15 protein-coding genes are annotated in these 21,621 nt (G+C 69.5%); 12 read left to right on the plus strand and 3 right to left on the minus strand.

Features of this window, described 5'->3' with window-relative positions:
- Positions 1-178 precede the first annotated feature (178 nt).
- Genes CKY28_RS18935 through CKY28_RS07050 form a run of 7 tightly spaced genes read left to right on the plus strand, consistent with a single transcriptional unit; the run spans position 179 to position 9,938 of the window.
- On the plus strand, positions 179-2,038 hold the full coding sequence (locus tag CKY28_RS18935) for a hypothetical protein (protein WP_217989559.1): 1,860 nt from the start codon (positions 179-181) through the stop codon (positions 2,036-2,038).
- Positions 2,035-3,366, plus strand: a complete 1,332-nt coding sequence (locus CKY28_RS18940; protein WP_217989560.1) for a glycoside hydrolase family 125 protein — start codon at positions 2,035-2,037, stop codon at positions 3,364-3,366. The genes CKY28_RS18935 and CKY28_RS18940 overlap by 4 nt, the downstream gene beginning before the upstream one ends.
- Positions 3,363-5,849, plus strand: a complete 2,487-nt coding sequence (locus tag CKY28_RS07030; RefSeq protein WP_095997570.1) for an FAD-dependent oxidoreductase — start codon at positions 3,363-3,365, stop codon at positions 5,847-5,849. The genes CKY28_RS18940 and CKY28_RS07030 overlap by 4 nt, the downstream gene beginning before the upstream one ends.
- Entirely contained in the window at positions 5,846-6,589 is a 744-nt protein-coding gene (locus tag CKY28_RS07035; protein WP_095997571.1) for a phytanoyl-CoA dioxygenase family protein, read from the plus strand. Before CKY28_RS07030 ends, CKY28_RS07035 begins: the two co-directional genes overlap by 4 nt.
- Before the next feature lie 18 nt (positions 6,590-6,607).
- The gene (locus CKY28_RS07040) at positions 6,608-7,429 is read left to right on the plus strand and encodes a phytanoyl-CoA dioxygenase family protein (protein WP_095997572.1); all 822 of its coding nucleotides are present in this window, start codon (positions 6,608-6,610) and stop codon (positions 7,427-7,429) included.
- Positions 7,430-7,484: 55 nt separating this feature from the next.
- Complete coding sequence (locus tag CKY28_RS07045) at positions 7,485-8,375, plus strand: ROK family protein (RefSeq protein ID WP_095997573.1); 891 nt, start codon at positions 7,485-7,487, stop codon at positions 8,373-8,375.
- Positions 8,376-8,378: 3 nt separating this feature from the next.
- Entirely contained in the window at positions 8,379-9,938 is a 1,560-nt protein-coding gene (locus CKY28_RS07050; RefSeq protein ID WP_095997574.1) for a sulfatase family protein, read from the plus strand.
- 37 nt (positions 9,939-9,975) lie between these two features.
- Here the strand turns inward: CKY28_RS07050 and CKY28_RS07055 are convergent, their stop codons facing one another.
- Positions 9,976-11,727 (minus strand): hypothetical protein, encoded by a 1,752-nt coding sequence (locus tag CKY28_RS07055; protein ID WP_095997575.1) that lies wholly within the window; start codon positions 11,725-11,727, stop codon positions 9,976-9,978.
- A 346-nt stretch (positions 11,728-12,073) separates the two neighbouring features.
- On the opposite strand from CKY28_RS07055, the gene solA reads away from it, so the two are divergent.
- From solA to CKY28_RS07080, 5 genes are all read left to right on the plus strand, one after another.
- Positions 12,074-13,210, plus strand: coding sequence for an N-methyl-L-tryptophan oxidase (solA, locus tag CKY28_RS07060; RefSeq protein WP_095997576.1), 1,137 nt, complete (start codon positions 12,074-12,076; stop codon positions 13,208-13,210).
- The gene (locus CKY28_RS07065; protein WP_095997577.1) at positions 13,207-14,181 is read left to right on the plus strand and encodes an ester cyclase; all 975 of its coding nucleotides are present in this window, start codon (positions 13,207-13,209) and stop codon (positions 14,179-14,181) included. The genes solA and CKY28_RS07065 overlap by 4 nt, the downstream gene beginning before the upstream one ends.
- A gap of 217 nt (positions 14,182-14,398) precedes the next feature.
- Positions 14,399-14,563, plus strand: coding sequence for a hypothetical protein (locus CKY28_RS18595; protein WP_176472985.1), 165 nt, complete (start codon positions 14,399-14,401; stop codon positions 14,561-14,563).
- 11 nt (positions 14,564-14,574) lie between these two features.
- Positions 14,575-14,829, plus strand: a complete 255-nt coding sequence (locus CKY28_RS07075) for a DUF2442 domain-containing protein (protein ID WP_095997689.1) — start codon at positions 14,575-14,577, stop codon at positions 14,827-14,829.
- A gap of 177 nt (positions 14,830-15,006) precedes the next feature.
- Positions 15,007-15,639, plus strand: coding sequence for a tyrosine-type recombinase/integrase (locus tag CKY28_RS07080; protein ID WP_095997579.1), 633 nt, complete (start codon positions 15,007-15,009; stop codon positions 15,637-15,639).
- A gap of 1,203 nt (positions 15,640-16,842) precedes the next feature.
- Here the strand turns inward: CKY28_RS07080 and CKY28_RS07085 are convergent.
- Both CKY28_RS07085 and CKY28_RS07090 read right to left on the minus strand, forming a co-directional pair.
- Positions 16,843-19,206: a putative bifunctional diguanylate cyclase/phosphodiesterase gene (locus CKY28_RS07085; RefSeq protein WP_095997580.1), complete on the minus strand. Its 2,364-nt coding sequence runs from the start codon at positions 19,204-19,206 to the stop codon at positions 16,843-16,845.
- Positions 19,207-19,277: 71 nt separating this feature from the next.
- Positions 19,278-21,566, minus strand: coding sequence for a FecR domain-containing protein (locus CKY28_RS07090; RefSeq protein WP_095997581.1), 2,289 nt, complete (start codon positions 21,564-21,566; stop codon positions 19,278-19,280).
- Between the last annotated feature and the right edge of the window lie 55 nt (positions 21,567-21,621).

Here is a 21,621-nt window from a genome sequence, read left to right on the forward strand (position 1 = left end):
CCTCTCCTGCCGTAACCGGCCTTGTTGACGCTATAGGCGTTCCAATCCGCCTTGCCGTCAAGCGATTTCTCCGCCCCCCTAGCTCTAACTCGGACGCAAACAAGCTATGGACAGCCGGCCAGAATGGTGCGTATATAGTGCCAGTCGCGGTCGATAACGCGGCGGGGGGAGGCAGCGGGTGTCGAGCGGACGTCCAACCAGACCGAGACTATGGCTGCTGCTGGCGCGTCAGGACGCTCCCGGCCTCGCCTACGTCGCCCCGACGCTCGCCTGGGCGGCCAAGGACGCGGGAGCCGCCTTCGAGACGTACTGGGAATGCGAGCGCGACGGAGAGCTGTTCGCGGAGGCCGGCTCGACCATTCTGGGCGGCCAGCATCACCAGCAGTTCAACCTGCTGTGCGCCGTCTTCGACGTGGCCGTGCTCCGCCTCGGTCCCACGGGCGTGTTCGACTCGTCGGTAGCGACGTTCGGTCTGCCGATCCTTGCTGAAGCCGCCGATCCCGCCGGCTTGTACGCCCGCTTGGCCGACCAGGGCTTGTTGCCCGCCTCCGCCCCGATCGTGGTGGGGCCCTCCCGCCCCGTGCGGATGGGGAGCGTCCGCTTCGACGTCGGTCCCTACCTTTTTCCGGAGATCATTCACCGGCGTGCGGTCGGCTTCGGGGCCGGCACCGTCGCGGACGGGATCGGGGACGCGACGCGAGCGACCGCCTTCTACCTCGACGACGCGGACCAGCGAACGCTGCGCGGCTCCGGCCTGGCGGTCGAGACGGGCGACTCCGTCGGCGAGGACGACGGCCCGGGAACGGTGACGCTACGCATCGCCGAGCGGTGGCGCGGGCAGGCGCGCGCGGTCGTCTTCGGCGATCCGACGGCCGTCTTCTCCCAGGTCGCCGCGCATTGCCGCCACGACCGCGTGGCGGTGTTCGGGCCGTGCGAGACCCGCGCGCCGCGCGACGTGCGGGTGTCCACCTATACCGAGAGCGTGTCGCCGGTCGCGGGGCTCGCGGCCGACCTCGCCGTGGCGCTCGGCGACCGGACGATCCACGGGCGACAGACAGGCGACGGCGACATCTTCGAATGGTCCAAACGCGGCGTCGGCATCCAGATCGTCGATCCCAACCGCCCGCCCTTCCCCATCCTGGCCGAGCGGCCTCAGGCCTGGGCCCCGCGCCTGCGCGACGACTCGGTCGAGGAGGTCGACGACGCCCAGCTCGCGGCCTGGGCCGACGAGGGACGCGTGCTCACCACCGCGACCTTTCACTCGGGCGAGGTCGCGCACAACGAGGCCATGGTGGCGCTGCTCGACCTCGCCGCCTGGTCAGGCCTGCGCTGCGGGTTCGGCGTCCACGCGCAGCGCTACGAGAGCTGCCCGCAGCTTTTCGAGATGATCCAGGTCCCGCCGTCGCACGGCGGGCTGGCCGGCCGCGTGGAGCCGCTGCTCCACAGCGGCGGCCTGGGCGTGCTCGCCGAGTGCGAGTGCCCGCCCGACCTGTTGGGGCGGAACATCGGGGAAGCGCTGGACCGCATCCGCGCGGTCGCGGGGGCGGATGGGCTGCCGCGCGGCTACCTCGCTTTCATGGACTCGAACCTCGACCGACTCGACTCGGTCAGGGGAGACCTGTTCCGAGCCATCGAGGCCGCCGGGCTCGACCACATCGTCTCCTCTGCGCTGCCCGGCCGGAACCGGTTGCTGTGGCGCGGTCGGGACGGCGCGATCGCGATCAACCAGACGCCCCGCGTGGTGCAGGGCTCGTCGCCCTTCGTCCGCGCGACCACGCCCGAGGACATCGACAACACCACCGGCTCGGGCGGCGCGGGCTGGATCGTCGCCACCTTCGACGCGCCGGTGATCGCGTTTGCGCGCTACGCCTGGACGGAGGGGGGGCGCTTCATGCGCGTGATCGAACGGTTGAAGGCCGGGCGGCGCATCAACGTCGTCCCGTCCGTGGTCGCCCGCTATGCCCGCCTATTGGCGGAGCGCGGGCTGCTGCCAGCGCCGATCGCCCTCGACGCCGAGCCCGCGCGGTACCGGTCGTGAGCGGGCGCTTTCCGTGCCGCCGGCCGCCCGCGGCGGCGCGGCGCTTCGCCAGCGCGGCGCTGGAGGACGCGATCGGCCATGTCGGCGGCGCTATCGCCGATCCCGAGCTCGCCTGGCTATTCGCGAACTGCCTCCCCAACACGCTCGACACCACGGTAACCACCAGCGGCGACGGGCGCGACACCTACGTCGTCACCGGGGACATCGACGCGATGTGGCTGCGCGACTCGACGGCGCAGCTCTGGCCCTACCTCCCCTTCGTCGCCGAGGACCGCCGGCTCGCGCTGCTGGTGGAGGGCGCGGTCCGGCGGCAGGCGGCGTGCATCCGGCTCGACCCCTACGCCAACGCCTTCTACGATGCGCCGCGCTCGGGCGAGTGGGCGGACGACCGCACGGAGATGCGGCCGGGCGTCCATGAGCGCAAATGGGAGCTCGACAGCGTCGCCGCGTTCCTGCGGCTCTCGCACGGCTATTGGCGCGCGAGCGGGTCGGTCGCGGCGTTCGACGACGACTGGGTCGGCGCGGTCGCGCAGGCGCTCGCGCTGCTCCGCGTCGAGGAGGCGGGCGACGCCTCCCCTTACACGTTCCGCCGCGCCTGCGACTGGGGGGATTCGCTCCCGAACCAGGGCCGTGGCGACCCGTGGCGGCGCTGCGGGCTCGTCCGCTCCGCGTTCCGGCCGTCGGACGACCAGTGCAAGCTGCCGCTGCTGACGCCGGCCAACGCGATGCTGGCGGTGACGCTCGAGGACATCACCGCGCCGCTAGACGCGCTCGCCCGGGTCGACCTGGCCGCCGATGCGCGCGCGATCGCGGACGGCGTCAGGGCGGGGCTCGACGCGCATGGCGTGGTCGAGCACCCGACCCACGGCCCGATCTGGGCATACGAGGTCGACGGGTTCGGCGGCCGGCACCTGATGGACGACGCCAACGCACCGTCGCTCCTCTCGCTCGCTTATCTAGGCTTTCACCGCCCAGGCGACGAGCGCTACCGGGCGACCCGCGCCTTTTGCCTGTCGGACGATAACTCGTACTTCGTCCGCGGGAGGACCGCGGACGGGATCGGCAGCCCGCACACCGGGCGCGGCACGATCTGGCCGATGTCGATCGTCATGCGCGCGCTCACCGCGACCGACGACGCGGAGGTGGCGCTCTGCCTGCGGCAGCTCCGGGCCACGCACGCGGGCACGGGCTTCATGCACGAGAGCTTCGACCCCGCCGATCCCGCCCGCTTCACGCGTCCGTGGTTCGCCTGGGCGAACAGCCTGTTCGGCGAACTCATCCTGACGCTCCACCGCGAGCGTCCGCACCTTCTGGCGACACCCCTATGACCCCGATCGACGACCACGCCGCCGGCGAACGCGCGGCCGAGACGCTCCGCTACGACCTCGTAGTGATCGGCGGCGGACTGGCGGGGCTCTGCGCCGCGATCGCCGCCGCCCGCACGGGCGCGCGCACCGCGCTGGTGCAGGAGCGTCCGGTGTTCGGGGGCAACTGCTCCAGCGAGGTGCGCGTGGTCCCCCACGGCGCCTGCCACAGCAACGCCTGGGCGGCGGAGACCGGGCTCGTGCTCGAGATGCTGCTCGACGACCGCGCGACCAATCACGAGTCGTTCCCCGACCACGGCATGATCAACGCGAACTTCGACTTCGCGCTGCTGCAGGCGGCGCATCGCGAGCCGAACCTCGACTTCTTCCTCAACACGGTGGTCAGCCGCGTCGAGAGCCGCGCGACTTGCGACGGCGCCGCGACGGGTCCGACCGCGACGTCGAACGGCCTAGGGCGGATCGGCGGCGAGCACCGATCGATCGACGCCGTCGTCGCGACGCAGATGGGCAGCGAGAAGCGCCTGCGCTTCGAGGCGAGGCAGTTCGTCGACGCCACAGGCGACGGCACGGTCGGCTACCTCGCGGGCGCCGATTTTCGGTACGGCCGCGAGGCGCGAGACGAGTTCGGCGAGAACCTCGCCCCGCTGATCGCCGACGACGTGACGATGGGCGCGACCATCACCATGCGCGCGCGCGACGTCGGCCGGCCGGTCGCCTACGAGCCGCCGCCCTGGATCGAGCGCTACGAGCGCCAGGAGGACATCGGCTTCAAGCGCACCATCTACCACATCGAAAAGCCGATCTATGGCGGCTACTGGTGGCTGGAGGTCTGCAACCCCTTCCATCAGATCGACGACAACCCGGCCGTCCGACACGAACTGCACCGCCACGTGCTCGGCGTATGGAACTTCATCAAGAACCACGCGCCGTTCCGCGACCGAGCCGCGAATTACGCGCTCGACTGGATCGGCATGATCCCCGGCAAGCGCGAGAGCCGGCGACTGATGGGCGACGTGCTCCTTACTGAGCACGACTGCCACGAGGACCGCCGCTGGCCCGACGCCGTGGGCGCCGCGGGCTGGTGGATCGACCTCCACATCAAGGGCGGCATCCTCAACAAGAAGGACCCGGGCGAGCGCGAGAACGCCGACCGCAACTACAAGCACTGGATTCGGGTCTCCCCCTTCACTCTGCCGCTGCGCGCCTTCTACAGCCGCAACGTCCAGAACCTGTGGCTTGCGGGCCGGTGCCTCAGCACGACCCACGTCGCGCTCGGGCCGGTCAGGGTGATGCAGACGCTGGCCCAACTCGGCCAGTCGGTCGGCATCGCGGCGGGCTACGCAGTGCGGAAGGGTCTCCCGCCCCGGACCGCCGCCGATCCCGCAGGTCCCCACATGGCGGGGCTGCGGCAAGCCATGCTGCGCGAGGACGTGCGCATCCCCGGCGTGGCGAACGAGGACGCCGGCGACCTGGCCAGGCTGGCGACCGTCACCGCGTCGAGCGCCGCCGCGCTGCGCTGCGACGAGCCGGACGAGGCGGAGGCGTTCCGCATGGGCGCCGACAGGAACGACGGCGTGAACCGCTCGCCCGCGCTCGCCGCCGTGCTGCCGATTACCGAGCGGAGGCTCAACCGCGTCTCGCTCCACCTCCGCAGTGATCACCCCGCCGACCAGACGTTGCGTCTGACGGTGCAGCCGCTGCACCGGCTATGGGACCGGCCCGACGACCAGCCCGTCGTCGCGGAGGCGAGCTTCGTCCTGCCGGCGGGGAGCGCCGGGTGGATCGACGTGCCGCTCGACGCGACGCTCGAACCGGGCCGTCCGTATCGGATCGCGATCGCCGGGGGCGAGGACGTGCGCTGGTCGGCAAACCGCTCCTGGCCGGTCGGCACGGTGGCGCAGTATCTCCACGTCTCGCCCGGCGGCTGCGAGCCCAAGAACGCGCACCTCGACGGCTACGCGCCGCACGAGGTGCTCATCCCCGCGTATCGTCACTGGCGCCAGCTCCGCGGTGCGCTCGCGATCCGCACCGCGCCCGAGCAGCGCCCATTTGAAGGGGCGAACGCCGTCAACGGTTTCGCCTGGCCGGACTCGATGCCGAACATCTGGATGTCCGATCCGGGCGAGCCGCTGCCGCAGCATCTCGAGCTCGCCTTTGCCCAGCCCATGGTCGTGGGCTGCGTCATGCTGTCCTTCGACACTAACCTGTCGCGGCCCAACCAGTCCGCCCCGCCCTTCTTCCGCGCGCCGGAGGCGGTGCGCGACTGGCGGCTGCTGGCGCGCGTCGGGGGCGAATGGGTCGAGGTCCATCGCGAGGAGGGCAACCACCAGCGCCGCCGCACCGCCGTGTTCGAGCCGGTCGCCGCGGACGCGCTCCGGGTCGAGGCGCTCGCCACCAACGGCGTCGCCGAGGCCCGCATCTTCGAGGTCCGCGCCTATGCCGCCGACCCAGGCCACGCCATCGACATCGGGAGTATCGGGACATGAGCCAAGTGCTGAACGGCCGCCTCCGTGCGGACCAGGTCGCGCAATTCGAACGCGACGGTTACACGCTTTTCCGCGAGCCGGTGCTCGCCCCCGACAGGTTCGCCCGGCTCCGTGCGATCTTCGAGGAGCTGCTCGCGGCGCGGGGCGAGGACGACCTCGACACGCCGCACTTCCACGACGAGCGCCTGTTCGAGTTCCTTTTCGCGCCCGAGGTGCTCGACCTGGTCGAGCCGCTGATGGGCCCCAACATCGGGCTCTGGTCCAGCCATTTCATCTCCAAGCCGCCGCGCACAGGCAAGGCGACGCCCTGGCACGAGGATAGCGCCTATTGGAACGGCCGCGTATCGACCATGGCCGGGATCGTGACCGTGTGGCTGGCGCTCGACGCGACCGACCCCGAGAACGGGTCCATGGGCGTGATCCCCGGATCGCACCGAGACGGCTACAGCCAGTATGAGGCGGTGGACCTGTCGGAGAACATCTTCGACCGGCAGATCAAGCCCGGCAGCGTCGACGAGGCGGAGGCGGTGTTCTTCACCCTCGCGCCCAATGAGTGCAGCCTCCACGAGGCGCGGATCATCCACGGCGCACGCGCGAACACGAGCGACCGCCGCCGCGCCGGCTACACCATGCGCTACTTCCCGACCTCGTCGCGCATCGTGCCCGAGCGCAACCGCCACCATCCGGTCTGGCTGGCGCGCGGCCGCGACCTGGCCGGCAATAGCTACGCCAACGCCTGACCGCGACAGGAGGCGCAGATGACGCATGACGACCTTGATCGGCCCTATCCGCTGACGACGGAACAGGTCGAATCCTACCGGGCGAACGGCTTCGTCCGCCTGAAGGACGTGCTCTCGCCCGACACGCTCGCGCATTATCGCGACGTGATCTCCGCCGAGGTCACGGCCCTTGCGCCGCCGCTGCCGCCGATGGCGGAGCGCTCGACCTATGACAGGGCTTTCCTGCAGGTCGAGAACCTGTGGCGGCACAGCGACACCGTCAAACGCTTCGTGTTCGGCAAGCGGATGGCGCGCATCGCGGCGGAGCTGATGGGCGTGGATGGCGTGCGCCTGTACCATGACCAGGCGCTCTACAAGGAGCCGGGCGGCGGGCACACGCCCTGGCACGCCGACCAGTTCTACTGGCCCTTGTCCAATGACAATACGGTGACGGCCTGGATCCCGCTCCAGCCCGTCACGCCCGACATGGGTCCGATGAGCTTCGCGGCGGGCAGCCACGTGGTCGACGACATCGGCCGCGACGTCGGCATCAGCGACCAGTCGGAGGCGCTGATCGGCGAAACGCTGCGCGAGCGCGGCTTCCGCATCGACACGGCTCCCTACGAGCTCGGCGACGTGTCGTTCCACTCCGGCTGGGTCTTCCACGCCGCCGGCGCGAACGCCACCGACCGGCCGCGGCGCGCCATGACCATGATCTACATGGACGCCGAGATGCGGCTGGCCGAGCCCTTGAACCAGAACCAGCGCAACGACTGGGCGAATTGGTGCGCGGGCGCGAAGGTCGGTGGGGTGATCGACACGCCGACCAACCCCGTGCTGTTCCAGGCGCCCCGAGCGTGATGCTTCCCGGCCTTGACGATCGGCGCCTCCCGCCGAAGCGCCGGGCGTGACCCGGATGTCCGAACCGCTGGTGGCGGGCGTCGAGCTCGGCGGGACCAAATGCGTCTGCATCCTGGCGAGCGGACCGGATCGCGTGGAGGAGGAGGTCCGCCTGCCCACCCGCGGGCCCGAGGAGACGCTGGCGGCGATCTGCGCGGTGCTCGACCGCTGGGACGGCTTTGCGGGCCTGGGGGTCGCCAGCTTCGGCCCGGTCTGCGTCGACCGCGGCTCCCCCGACTGGGGACGGATCGGCGCGGCGAGCCCCAAGCTCGGCTGGGCGGGGGCCGGGATCGGCGAACGGTTGCGCGGGCGGTACGGCGTGCCGGTCGGCTTCGACACCGACGTGGTCGGCCCGGCGCTCGCGGAAGCGCGATGGGGAGCGGCGGCGGGACTGTCGGACCTGGCCTATGTCACCGTCGGCACGGGGGTGGGCGCGGGGCTGATCGCACGCGGGCGCCCCGTCGCCGGGCTTACTCATTCGGAGTTCGGGCACATCCTCCCGGCGCGCGCTCCCGGCGACGACTGGGCGGGCGCTTGCCGGTACCATGGTCCCTGCGTCGAGGGCCTGGCGTCCGGCCCCGCGATCGCCGCGCGCGCCGGGCGCCCCGCGGACGAGCTGCCGCCGGACCACCCTGCCTGGGACATCGTCGCGCACGCGCTCGCGCAGCTCGCGCACGCGCTGGTCATGACGGGCGTACCGCGACGGATCGTCTGGGGCGGCGGCGTGATGGCGCAGCCGCACCTGCTGCCGCGTGTCCGCCCGCTCCTCGCCCGGACGCTTGGCGGCTACCTGCCCCTGCCCGAACTCCTCGACCTCGACCGGTACCTCCAACCCGCCGCGCTCGGCGGCCGCGCCGGCCCGCTCGGCGCGGTCGCGCTCGCCCGCGACGCGCTCATGGAGACCTGAGCGATGGGCGAACGGCGCGGCGTCCTGCTCGGGTCCGACGGTCCCGGCCGGCCTTACGCCATGGTATCCTTCCCCACGGAGGGCCCCGCCGCCGAGCCGGCGTTCCGGACGCGCACGGGCGACCTCGCGCTGCCCCGTCGCCCGGGCGCGCGGCCGCGCAACATCGTGGTGATCCTGACCGACGACCACCGCTTCGACGCGATGGGCTTCATGGCGGCGCAGGACTTCGTGGAGACGCCGACGCTGGACCGGATCGCGCGGGAGGGCGCGCACTTCCGCAACGCCTTCGTCACCACCGCGCTCTGCTCGCCCAGCCGCGCGACAATTTTTACCGGCCTCTATGCGCATCAGCACCGCGTGGTCGACAACTACCACCCGATTGCCCCCGGCCTCGTCTTCTTCCCCGAGTACCTGCAAGCGGCGGGCTACGAGACCGCGTTCATCGGCAAATGGCACATGGGGCTGGAGGGGGATGACCCGCAGCCTGGCTTCGACCACTGGGTCAGCTTCAGGGGCCAGGGCGATTATTGGCCCAATGGCGACGGGCTCAATGTCGACGGCGAACGCGTGCCGCAGGACGGCTACCTCACCGACCAGCTCAACCGCTTCGCGCTCGACTGGCTGGAGAGCCGCACGCGCGAGAAGCCGTTCCTGCTGTTCCTGGCGCACAAGGCGGTCCATGCGGAATTCTACCCCGCTCCCCGCCACGAGGGCCGCTACGCCGATAGGACGTTCCGCTATCCCGAGACGATGGCGCCCGGCGCGCCCGACCGGCCGATGTGGGTCGAGAACCAGCGCAACTCCTGGCACGGCGTCGACTTCGCCTATCACGACGGCGTCGACATCGGCGACTACTACAAGCGCTACATGGAGACGTTCCTGTCGGTGGACGAGGGCGTGGCCGACATCCTGGCGCACCTCGAGGAGCGCGGCGAGCTGGACGACACGCTGGTCCTCTACATGGGCGACAACGGCTTCATGTTCGGCGAGCACGGCCTCATCGACAAGCGCACGGCGTATGAGGAGTCGATGCGCATCCCCATGATCGCCCGCTGTCCCGCGCTGTTCGACGGCGGCGCGGTGGTGGACGAGGTGGTGGCGAACCTGGACGTCGCGCCCTGGCTGCTGGGCGTGGCGGGGCTGGAGCCGCCCGGATGGATGGAGGGCCGCGACCTCGCCCCGCTGCTCCGGGGCGAGCGCGCCGAGTGGCGCGACAGCCTGCTCTACGAATACTACTGGGAGCGCAACTTCCCGCACACCCCCACCGTCCACGCCGTGCGGGAGGACCGGTACAAGTACATCCATTTCCACGGCGTGTGGGACATCGACGAACTCTACGACTTGCAGGAGGACCCCCTGGAGTCGCGCAACCTCATCTTCTCGCCGGGCCATGAAGGCATCGTGGAGCGGATGAACAGGAAGCTGTTCGCGATGCTGGAAGCGACCGGCGGGCTCCAGATCCCGCTCCCGGTCGACGAGGGCGAGCGCTACATGCTCCGCAACGCCGCCACGCCCGACATGGCCGCCTTCCCGTCCGTTCTCCTCAAGCTCCTCGCCCGATAGGCGGGGCCGCCGTGCGGCGGCCCCGCCCGGGACGCGATCAGTAGTTCGGATTGGCGTCGCGCTTGGCTTTCTGGTCGAGGTAGAGGGACTGCGGCTGGAGGTCGGCCCCGATGCCGAGCCCCTCGACATGGTCGCCGGTCGCGTCCACCCCGCCCGTGCCGCGGCCCTGCGTACCGATCACATAGCCCCAGCCGAACTGCTGCGACCGGATATAGGTCAGCGTCCATTCGGGGTTGCCGCGGGTGTTCCAGAACACCGACTGCGAACTCGTGTGGCCTGCGCCGTTGCTGTCCGCCTGCCGATTGATGGAATTGAGGCGCGTGTTCTGCAGATAGTGGTTGTCGACCAGGTTGGCCGGGCTGAGATAGCCGTGGAAGTCGTCCTCCAGCCGCCCGTTGATCGAGCGCGTCATGTAGATCACGTTCCCGCTGGTGGACGCGCCCGTCCACAGGAAGTTGTGTCGCCCGGCCGTCGCGCTGGAATCGCGCACCAGCGTCTCCGCGCCGTCGAGGTAGATGAGGTAACCGTTGCCGTTGAAGCCGCGATACTGCGGCTTGGCAAGGTGTACGTTCTGGACAGTGAGGCTGCGGGTCGACGCGGTGATGTGGATGCCGTTGGACAGGAGGTGGACGTCGCGCGCGTTGACCGACGGCCGGTGGCTGCGGACGTTGCGGATCCAGCTGTGGCGGGCGAGCACCACCTGGACCGCGGTCGCCTGGTCCATCTCCCACGCGCCGGTGCCGGCGGTGTAGACATCGTTGTCGCCGGTGCCGCTGGTGTTATTCTCGCGCATGCCGATCGAGACGTTCTCCAGCCCCAGATTGGCGAAGTAGGCGCGCGGTTCGTACATGCGCGGGTTGTCGCGCAGCTTGACCGGGTAGCGCAGCGGAATATCGACCGTCACCGTCTTGGCCGTGGCGTCGGCGCTCAGGACCCGGCGGTAGAAGAGCATCCCCTGCACCTTCTCGACCGGCCAATATTGCTGCATCCCGTGGTCGGCCTTGAAGGCGTCGCTCCAGTCGAAGGTGATCGCGACATAGTCGCCGGGGCTGTACCCGGTCGTGCTCGCGACCGGTATGGTGCGCGTGGGCCGCAGCAGGTCCTGCGTGATCGCGACCTTGTTGTTCGCGACGTTGCCCGGCTTGTCGAACAGGGTGGCGTAGATGCCGCGCGTCGACTCGCCCATCACGATCACGCGCTTGCCGCGCATGACCGGCTCGTCGTTGAACAGGAAGGTCGCAGGCAGACCCGCGCTGTCCACCGCCCCGCGCACGATCAGGTCCCGGCACGGCATGCGCAGGGCGTAGTCGTTGCTGCCCTGCGGCCTGATCCGGTAGGTGCCCGCCCCCAGGTTGACCGTCCCGCCGCCGCCCGCGCAGACCTGGTCGATCGCCTGCTGGATGCCTGTCGTCGCGTCCGATGTCCCGTTGCCCCAGGTCGACGCCGCGAGCGTGCGCACCGCGTTGGCGCCGACCGTCGTCGGGATCGGCACGCTCCCTTCCAGATAGCCCGCGTAAGAGAAGTCGTGCAGGAACTTGCCGTCCGAAGTGGCGGCGCCGCCGGCGTGGAGCGGCAGCCAGTCGGTCGGGTAGAGCGCGCTGCGCCAGGCCGCGGCCGCGACTTCGAAGCTGCTCGCCGAACCGGCGATCGCCGGCTGCGTCGCTGACGGAACGACGACGACCGCGTCGGACGCCATCGCATCATTTGAGTCATCGAACACGGTCGCCGCCGCATAGGCGACACCCGCCATCGACACCGCCGCGAGAAGCGCGGCCGATCCCTTTTGCATGATCCTCTCCAGCCTCCCGCGTCCCATTTCCCGGGCGCCGGACGGAAGGACGTCACCGGCGCACGAGCGCGATAGCCGATCTGTTGATCTGACTGGCACTATATACGCGCCAACCATTGTCATGTATAGTGTCCGCGGCGTGGCAACTTGCACGTGTCCTCGCACGAAGACCCTATGTTCGAAGGCAGTGTGCGGCACGTATGTAGCGCCAAGTATCCCCGCGAGTCGTACGCGGTCTGGACGACGACGGAGGTCGACGCATGCCCGCGGGAGAGAAGCTCGGACGGTTGCGGAGCTCCTGCTCACCGCTTAGCCTCCCCACCGCCATGCCTGGATCCACCTCTCGATGACCCATGACGTGATCGTGGTGGGCGTCGGCGCCATGGGCTCGGCGGCGCTCTGGCGGCTGGCCGCGCGGGGCAAGCGCGTGCTCGGGCTGGAGCGCTGGGACATCCCCCATGCCCACGGGTCCAGCCACGGCGTCAGCCGCATCATCCGCCTGCCCTATTACGAGAGCGCCGACTATGTCCCGCTCCTCCGGCGCGCCTATGAACTGTGGCGCGAGCTGGAGGCGACGACCGGCCGCGAGATCCTCGTCACGACCGGTTCGGTCGACGCCTCGGCGGAGGACGATCCGCTGTTCCAGGGCGCGCTCGCCTCGGCGCGGGATCACGACCTCGCGCACGAGGTGCTGACGGGTGCGGAGGTGAACGAGCGGTTCGGCGGCTATCGGCTGCCCGCCCACCACCGCGCGCTGTTCCAGCCGGACGGCGGCCTGGTCGCCTCCGAACGCGCGATCGTCGCGCACGTGGAAGCGGCGCAGGCGCTCGGCGCCGAAGTCCGGGCCCGCGAGCGGGTCCTGAGCTGGGAGGCGCGCCGCGGCGGCGTGGTCGTGACGACCACCAAGCGCCGCTACCAAGCCGAGCGCCTGATCCTGGCGGCGGGGGCGTGGATGGGGGAGATCGCGCCCACCCTGCGGCGTCTGGCCGTTCCCGAGCGCCAGGTGCTCGCTTGGCTCCAGCCGCACGAGCCCCGGCTGTTCGGGCCGGACGCGTTCCCGGTGTTCAACCTGCAGGTCGACGAGGGCCGTTTCTACGGGCTGCCCATCTACGACGTGCCCGGCTTCAAGTTCGGCCGATACGGGCACCGCGGTGAAACCGGCGATCCCGACACGCTCGCGTGGGAGCCCGATGCGGAAGACGAGGCGCTGCTCCGCGGCTTCGCCGAGCGCTATTTTCCCGCGGGCGCGGGCGAGACGCTGGCGCTTCGGGCCTGCATGTTCACCAATACGCCGGACGAGCACTTCATCATCGACCGTCATCCCGAACACGACAACGTCGTGCTCGCCTCGCCCTGTTCGGGCCACGGCTATAAGTTCGCGTCCGTGGTGGGCGAGATCCTGGCCGATCTCGCGACCGGGTCGGGTCAGACGCGCCATCCGATCGACTTCCTGCGTCTCGACCGGCTCGCGGCCGCAGCGTGAGGCCGATCACCGCGCCCTATCCGGACGTGCCGAGCTTCATCTACGGCTGCACGCGCGAGATCTGGGAGGAGCGCGGCGTCGGGGCCAAGCTCGCGCGCTATTACGCCGAGGACTGCCTGGTCCGTGCGCCGAGCGGGCTGACGACGTCGATGAAGGGCGTAGCCGCCGACACGCTCCAGACGCTGCACCAATTCCCCGACCGCGAGCTGGTGGGCGAGGACGTGATCTGGGACGACGGCGGCGACAGATCATTCCTGTCGTCGCACCGCCTCATTTCCGTGATGCGCCACTTAGGGAACGGGAGCTTCGGCGCGGCGACCGGAGCACTGGTGAAGTCGCGCATCATCGCCGACTGCTGGGTTCGAGATGGCGTGATCACGGAGGAATGGCTGGTGCGCGACGGGGCCGCGTTCGCGCGATCGTTGGGGCTGGCACCGAGCGACCTAGCGGCGAGGCTGTGCGAGCAGGACCGCGCCGCGGGCCGCCCGATCACGTTTTTCACGCCCGCCGACGACCGCGTCGGCGCGTACCGCCCGCGTGTCGCCGACGATCCCGCGGTCGAGCTGGTCGTCGCCGCTTACTCGGCGATCTGGGGCGAGAAGACGCCCGCCGCGATCCGCGGCCACTACTTCCCCGGCGTCGCGGTGGCGCTGCCCGGCGGCGAGGTTGCGAACGGCGCGGGCGAGCTCGACCGTTTCGTGGTCGGCCTGCTCGCAAGCATCCCCGACGCGACGCTCTCGATCCACAGCGCCACGGTGAACCGCGAGTCCGAGAAGCCCGTGCGAGTCGCGATCCGCTGGTCGCTCGACGGTCATCAAACCGGCTGGGGTCGCTTCGGCTGCCCAACCAGCGCGCCGCTCCATGTTATGGGTCTCAGTCACCTGCACGTCTCAGAGCAGCAGATCGTAGCCGAGTGGTTTTTGATCGACGAAGTGTCCATCTGGAAGCAGATCTTGGCCCATACGCGCTGACGTACGTGACCCACGTCCGGACACCCAGCGTCGCTCGACCGCTCCTCAGAACCTGACACTCGTTCAGGCGGAGGTCTTCGCTTTGGAGTAAGCGATGATTTCACTCCACGTCGCGCTCGGGCTGGCCGCTCGCCCGCGTCGTCGCTCCGGCTCGGGCCGACGCATATGGGGTTGTCAGCCACCGCCGGCGGACGGCATGGGGCTAGGCATGACTTTTATGCTTCTGGCCTGGCTGAAAGAGGAACGAGAGCACCTTCTGCGCCGCCTTGAAGAGGTGGAGCAGGAGCTTGACCGTCTCGACGGCACCCCAGCCACGGAGGCGGGCATGGTCACTGCCAGCACTGCGGCCGCGCAGCTGTCGGCCAGCAACATACGGCATTGAGGAGCGAGCACATGATGTCCTCGGCAAGGGCGACGGCCGTCGAATTCGACGAGCACATGATGTGGGTGACGCTCGAGGACGGGCGCGAGCTGGGCGTGCCGCTGGCCTGGTACCCGCGCCTGCTGAATGGGACGCCTGCCTCACGCGAGCAGGTCACTATCAGTGCCGTCGGCCTGCACTGGGACGAGCTCGACGAGGACCTGTCCGTCCAGGGCCTGCTCAATGGTCGCCCGAGCCGCGCCTATGCCGCTCCGCTCGCTGCTTAGCGCCTGCCCCAAGATCACGTGCATAGATTGCGAAACGACTGGCGTTGGACGCAAGCCCGCCGGGTGCGATGTTCCGAAACGAAAGTCCCTTGCTGATGCATTTGGCGTGGATGCTAACGGACGCTTAGCGCTGCCACACTATGTCGGTTGCCCCTCTCAGCTCCATGGAGACGAGCGTTGGGCCACTCGCCGCTGGATCCCGCCTTTCAGGAACGTCGGCCGTGGAACGATGGACGGCTCCTGGGTGCCAAGCGCGCGCTGAAGCAGCAGCAGGTCTGGGCCATACGCTTCTGGCTGGACCAACACCGGCGATTGCGCGACCGGGCGCTGTTCGACTTCGCGATCGACAGCAAGCTGCGCGGCTGCGACGTGGTCAGGGTGCGGATCGGGGACGTCGTGTCAGGCGGCCGCGTGCGTGATCGCGCCGTCATCGTCCAGCAGAAGACGAAGCGACCGGTTCAGTTCGAGCTGATGGACACCGCTCGGAAAACCATGCGGGCGTGGCTGGAGCGCCGCGGCGGCACGCTCGACAGTTACGTTTTCCCGAGCCGGAATGACTACATGGCGCACATGAGCACGCGGCAGTACGCGCGCCTCGTGCACGAGTGGGTCGCTGGCATCGGCCTTCAGCCTCAGGAGTACGGAACGCACTCGCTCCGGCGCACCAAGGCGTCGATCATCTACAAGGCCACTGGCAATCTCAGGGCCGTTCAGATCCTTCTCGGGCACGCCAAGATCGAGAGCACGGTGCGCTACCTAGGCGTGGACGTGGAAGACGCTTTAGAGCTGGCCGAGCGCACTGAGGTCTGAGGGAGACCCAGAAGCCGCTATTCAGCGAGGCAAGGACGCTCCCCGGAACCGGACATCCATTCATATCAGCTCGGACCAAGCTCGGCGAACGCCGCTGTCGACATGAAAGGGGTAATCGGCAAAACGCAGACCGGGCGCGAATGTCGGCTCAGGGTGGCAAGCAGACCTTCATAACTTGGTGGCTAAGCGGCCATAATGCCGGGCGAGTCACACCTCAAGGCGCTAGTCTCCCTAGCCACGAGTATGGTCGCGACCGCTGCGCTCGCCGGGCTCACGGTTGCTCGCTTTACTGCACGGAACTGGGACACATTGCTGTTTGCGTACGGGCTCATGCTCCTGTGCGGTTGGGGACTGGTCTACAATTTACTGCTTCTTGCAACCGGTCGAAAAGTCCAAACGGTCTATTCGGGTGAGCCTGACACCCCGGTCCGGACCCTGTTATCGCCAAAGATCTCGACGATGTTGTTCGGCCATTTCTGGATTACAGGGGTAATGCTTGTCAGCGCGACCCGGGCTTGATCGTAAGCCTGTATAAGAATGGGAGCGGTCGTTTACCGACGGGCAAGGCGTGGCGCGCAGGATTAAAGCTCGCGCAACCGTTCAATCGCGGCGCGGGGCGCGCCCGAGTGACGCCAGACCTTCTCGACCGAGCCGAACGGCGCGACACCGCAGGTAACGACCACCGCCGCGCCGTAAACACTTCCGAGCCGGCGCACCTGGCAGATGCTCTGTGGAGATTAACCGGGATCAGATCCGACCCTTCGTACCAGCGGACCGAGCTGAAATCGTACTCCACTATCTCATCGGACTACGACACTATGCCGCATAGCTGCCCAGCAATTGCAACTTCTGCAATGCAATCGGTTCCAGTTTGCAATTGCCGACAGAGTTGCTGCGGTGCACAACGACACTGCCTTTCAGGCATCCTCTCCTAAAAACTTTCCATAGGCCGGTCTCTCGACCAGCCTATCTTTTTTAGCCCGCATCGGACATAGCAGACGCGCTGTCGTCGAGCCGGACAACAAGGATTTAACAGGAGCGGAGCCGCCGGTAAGACCAGCACCGGCTTAAGATGACCGCGCGGGGGTCGAGCTTTGCTCTCCCCCCTCCGCCTTCTGATCCGCGATGGCAGCGCGTTCTCCTCCGGCGCGACCTCGGCAATCGCTCGAGACTGCCCTGTCCGAAGACCTCCGTGTTCGGCAGTTAAGCCGCGATAGTCCCGCGCTCGCGACCGGAGTTCGCATGACCGCCAAGCGATGTCGGGAGCATGCCGCCACCCGCCTCCCCTGAATTTCGGTCCATGAACTCGATCAGCGCCGGCGCCGGCAGCGGGCGACTGATGAGATATCCCTGCGCCATGTCGCAGCCCAACTGGCGGAGGAAATCGAGACAATCCTCGTCCTCTACGCCTTCCGCGACGACCTTGAGGCCCAGCTCGTGCGCGAGCTGGACGGTGGAGCGCACCATGACACCGTCGTTGCGATTGCGGTGCGCGTGCTGGACGAAGCTCCGGTCGATTTTAAGTTCGGACAAGGGCAGCTCGCGCAGGTAGGTGAGCGTGGACTGACCGGTTCCGTAGTCGTCCATGGAGATGGTGACGCCCAGCTCGCGATAGGCGCGCAGCATCTCGGTCGCGGCGTCCGGATCCTCCAGCGTAGCCGACTCCGTCACCTCGAAGATGAGCACGGAAGGCGGCACTACGCCGCGCGCCAACAATGCTCCGGCGGCTTGGTTGAACTCGGCCGACGCGACGAGCTTGGCGGAGATGTTCACCGCCGCCGTCAGCTGGTGCCCGAGCGCCCGCAACTGCGCTAAGTCCTCCATCACCCGCTCGAGCACGTAAAGCGTGAGCGGGCCGATGCGGTCGGTCTGCTCGGCCAACGGTATGAACAGGTCGGGGCCGACGAAGCCGCGCTCGGGGTGGCGCCAACGGACCAGCGCCTCCGCGCTCGCCACCCGTCCCTCGGCGATGGCGAGCTTGGGCTGGTAGTACACCTCGATGCCACCCGCCCTAAGCGCCTCGTCGAGCTCGCCCATGAGGGAAACCCGCCGCTCGAGTTCCGCGAGGTCGGCCGCGGCCCGCCGCCAGAACACGCCCGCGGCCTGCGCCTGCTCCGCCGCCAGCGCCGCCTGCGTCGCACAGGCGTCGGCGCAGTCGCCCTCCGCCAAGCCGATCGCGACGCCGACGTCGACGCGCCGCCCGCCCACTTCGACCGGTTGCAGCATCATCGCGCGGACGCCGGCGAACATCTCGCCCGCGTCCTCGTCGCCGGCCGGCTCGAAGCCGAGCAGGCGGTCGGCGATGCGGTAGACGCGCGCGTCCTTCGCGGCCAAGCGCAGTCGCTCGGCGACGCGGAGCACCAGGTCGCGCTCCGCCGCCTCGCCCAACACGGCGAGCAGGCTCTCGAGATCGGCGACGTGCGCCACCGCCAGCTCGACCCGTGCGCGACCGTTCAGCTCGGCGAGCATGGCGCGGCGGTTCGGCAGACCGGTGGTCTCGTCGGCCAGCCGCTGCTCCTGGAACCGGTCCAGAAGGCTGTGCGCGATCCGTCCCATCGCCACGAGCAACAGGAAGCACAGCCCGGGCGCGATCTGAAGGATGTACTGCCACCGCGTCTGCGCGACGATCGCCAGGATGAACAGCGCTGCGGTCGCGAGCGCCGTACCACCGGCGACCGCCCAAGGCGCGCGCACCCGCAGCATCGCGAGTCCGGCGAGGACGGCCGTGAGCAGGCTTGGCAGGACACCGCCCTCCACGGGCACGCCCCGCTTCAGCGTCTCGGTCGCGAGCGCCTGCACGACGACGCCCGGCACCACGCCCCAGTGCGGAACGGCGTAGCGGTCGCCCATCTCGACCGCGGTGGCGCCGACCACCACCTCCCGCCCGCGCACGAGCCGCGGGTCGAACCGCCCGTCGCGCACCGCGACGAAGCTGAGGCGCGGAATGGTGCCCGGATCGATCGCGTGGTCGATGGGGAAGAAAGTGTCGGCGCTGCCCGAACGATGTGCCAGCCAAGCGGAAAGCGAGGGCCGCGGCGTGCCGTCCGTGATCGTGCCGAAGGGGGCATGCCGGATATGGCCGTCGGCGTCGGGCGCGATGCTGACCGACGCGAGCGCGGCGTGCTCGCGCAGAATGGGGATGGGCAGCGCGTCGAGCGACCGCTCCTCGCCCGAGCGGGCGCGTTGCCGGAACGTGGGTAGCGCCACCGTCCCGTTCGCCCGCGCGATCGCGTCCGCGAAGGCGCGGTCGCCGTCCGGTGTCGCGGTCGAGGAGAAGTCGACGTCGAACGCGATCGCCGCCGCGCCGGCTTCGCGCAGCCGGTCGACGGCGCGGGCGTAGTGGTCACGCGGCCAAGGCCAGCGCTTGATCGTGGCGGCGCTCTCGGCGTCCATCTCGACCAGCACCGTCCCGCCGCTCGCGGGCCGCACCTGGGCCGCGATGCGCAGCGGATCGATCGCGCGCTCGACAAAGCCCGAGAGGCCGGACAGCGCGAAGAGCAGGCTTGCGGTGAGCGCCGCGACGAACAGCGCGGTGAGGCGAAGACGAGGACTGCGGAACGGCTTCAAGGGCGCGGGCTCCCGTTGGAGAACACGCGCCCTTGTCGCACCGGCGGTCCTAAGAAGCCGTAATCGCGGCGTCAGCCCTTGCCGCCCTTCCCGCCATCCGGTTTACCTTCCTTGCCGCCGTCCGACTTGTCGTCCTTACCACCGTCTGACTTGTCGTCCTTGCCGCCGTCCTTGCCGGACCCGCCGTCGCCGTCGTTCGGACCCGCCTTGTCGTCCGACTTGTCGTTCTTGCCGCCGTCCGATTTGTCGTCCTTGCCGCCATCGGCCTTCTCGTCGGGCTTACCGCCGTCCTTGCCGGACTCGCCATCGCTGTCATTCGGGCCCGCCTTGTCGTCCGACTTGCCGTTGTCTGGCTTGTCCTTGCCGCCGTTGTCGTCCTTGCCCTTCTCGGCACCCTTAGCGTCGTCGGGCTTGTCCTGCTTATCCTTGCCGCCGGACTCGTCCTTCGCACCGTCGCCCTTGCCGTCCGACTTGGCGTCATCGGGCTTGCCCTGATCGCCGCCGGACTTGCCGTCCTCCTTGCTCTTCTCGTCACTACCCTTGTCGTCCGGCTTGGCACCGTCAGGCTTGTCCGAGCCGCCCTTGTCGTCGTCACCTTTGCCATCGTCGCCGGCCTTCTCGTTGCCGTCGGACTTGTCAGCACCTTTGCCCTTGTCGTCGGGACGCTCCGCGCGGTCCTTCTCGTCGGACTTGCCGTCATCGGGCTTATCCTGGCCGCCCTTGTCGTCTCCGGACGTGCTACCGTCGTCCTTCTCCCTGTTGTCGCCACCCTCGTCACCGGTCTCCTTCTCGCCAGCCTTGCCCTCGCGGTCGGAGCTGCCGCCGTTCTGTTCTTTTGAACCGGTCGGGTCGTCGCGCTTCTGATGGCCGGGCAGGCCGTCGCCGCCCTTTTCGTTGGACCCGCCATTGCGGCCTCCGGCGTCGTTCGGGCCGTTCTTGCCCGCGTCGGGACCGGGCGTGGAGCTCCCGTCCGAGGCCTTGCTGCCAGCGTTCGCGCCATCAGCCGATGCGCCATCGCTGGATTTCTCGTCCTTGGCTTCACCGCCGTTCTTGGTGCCGCCGCTCGCGCCCCTGTCCGAAGCCGAACCACTGGGCGAGTCGGCCTTGCCCGCATTGATACCGGGCGCGTCCTGCCCGCCCTCGCCTGAAGCAGGCTGGCCGCTGCCGGGCTGACCCTCGTCCGACCGCTGGCCCTCATCGGCTGCGCGGCCCTGCCCGCTTGGTCCCGTGCCCGCCGCGACCTCCGAACCGCTGGCCGGCGCTGAGGTTCCGCCGTCGGAAGTAGCTGCCCCGCCAGCCGAGGGCTCCCCGCCAGTAGCCGCGCTTTCGCCAACGCCTGCGTCCGTGTCGCTCGACGTCGGGGCTGAGCCCGGGCCCGCGACCGCGCCGCTCGCCGCGCCCGAGTCGCCACTTGGCGTCGAACCGGAGCCCGCGACGGGCGGTGCGTCCGTGCTCGCCATCGGACCCGCGTCACTCTCAGGGCTTGGCACCACGCTCGCGGCGGGCATCGGCGGGGAGGACGCCTCCTCACGAACCACCGCGATTAGCGCGACGGGCGCGGTGGAGCCCGTCAGCATGCCGCCCGTGATCGATCCCAAGTCGACCGGCTTGGACGAGATCGGCTCGGCGATCACCGACATGGCGGCGCCGACCTCGGGCGCTGCCTCCACTTCGACCGGAGCCACCGGCGCAGGCGCGGCGAGCGCCGCCACGGGCGCGCTCGCGGGAACAGGCGCGCTCGCGCTCGGCGCAGCCGGAGCCACCACCGGCCGCGCGGGCGAGTCTAGCGTGCGCGCCGTGTCGCCCTGCACCGCCAGTCGGTACAGGTCGCCCGCGGCGATCGACGCGACCGCGCCCGGCCCGATCACGTCGCGTGCGCCGCCGTCCAGGGTCGCGACCTCCACCGCACCTTCCGTCACCTGCAGCGAGGCGCCGGTGTCGTCGACGGTGACCGAGAAGGTGGTGCCCTTCACCACGGCGGCGAGATAGGGCGTGTTGACGCCGAAATGCGGCCGGCCGAGCTTCTCGATCCGGAAGATCGCATTGCCCCATTGCTGGATCAGCTTGACCAGACCGCCGCCCTGCTGCGCCGCCTCGGGCACCGTCACGCGGCTGCCGGGCGAGACCGTCACGAAGTCGCGGCCCTGGACGAGAACCGCGCGGCCGCCCGCCCCCGTCTGCACGACGTCGCCGGGCGCGAGCGGGGCGTTGCGCGCCGCCGGCCGCGTTTCCGTGCCGTGCCGGATCGTGACCGGCCCCGAGCTCTCCGACACCCGCCAGGCCAGCGACTGGGCGAGCGCGCCCGTGCTGGCCATCGAGAGCAGAACGCCGACGCAGAGCTTGCCGAGGACGATGCGCATAGGAAGATCCTTTTCGAACCTCCTCGACGTAGCGGCGTCCGAACACCGGCGAATG

This window comes from Sphingomonas lenta, assembly GCF_002288825.1.
GTDB classification, from domain to species: domain Bacteria; phylum Pseudomonadota; class Alphaproteobacteria; order Sphingomonadales; family Sphingomonadaceae; genus Sphingomonas; species Sphingomonas lenta.

Bases quoted from the DNA above. Each gene is read 5' to 3' on its own strand.
- CKY28_RS07030 (WP_095997570.1), top strand. From the start codon at position 3,363: ATGACCCCGATCGACGACCACGCCGCCGGCGAACGCGCGGCCGAGACG.
- CKY28_RS07035 (WP_095997571.1), top strand. From the start codon at position 5,846: ATGAGCCAAGTGCTGAACGGCCGCCTCCGTGCGGACCAGGTCGCGCAA.
- CKY28_RS07040 (WP_095997572.1), top strand. From the start codon at position 6,608: ATGACGCATGACGACCTTGATCGGCCCTATCCGCTGACGACGGAACAG.
- CKY28_RS07045 (WP_095997573.1), top strand. From the start codon at position 7,485: ATGTCCGAACCGCTGGTGGCGGGCGTCGAGCTCGGCGGGACCAAATGC.
- CKY28_RS07050 (WP_095997574.1), top strand. From the start codon at position 8,379: ATGGGCGAACGGCGCGGCGTCCTGCTCGGGTCCGACGGTCCCGGCCGG.
- CKY28_RS07055 (WP_095997575.1), bottom strand. From the start codon at position 11,727: ATGCAAAAGGGATCGGCCGCGCTTCTCGCGGCGGTGTCGATGGCGGGT.
- solA (WP_095997576.1), top strand. From the start codon at position 12,074: ATGACCCATGACGTGATCGTGGTGGGCGTCGGCGCCATGGGCTCGGCG.
- CKY28_RS18595 (WP_176472985.1), top strand. From the start codon at position 14,399: ATGCTTCTGGCCTGGCTGAAAGAGGAACGAGAGCACCTTCTGCGCCGC.
- CKY28_RS07075 (WP_095997689.1), top strand. From the start codon at position 14,575: ATGATGTCCTCGGCAAGGGCGACGGCCGTCGAATTCGACGAGCACATG.
- CKY28_RS07090 (WP_095997581.1), bottom strand. From the start codon at position 21,566: ATGCGCATCGTCCTCGGCAAGCTCTGCGTCGGCGTTCTGCTCTCGATG.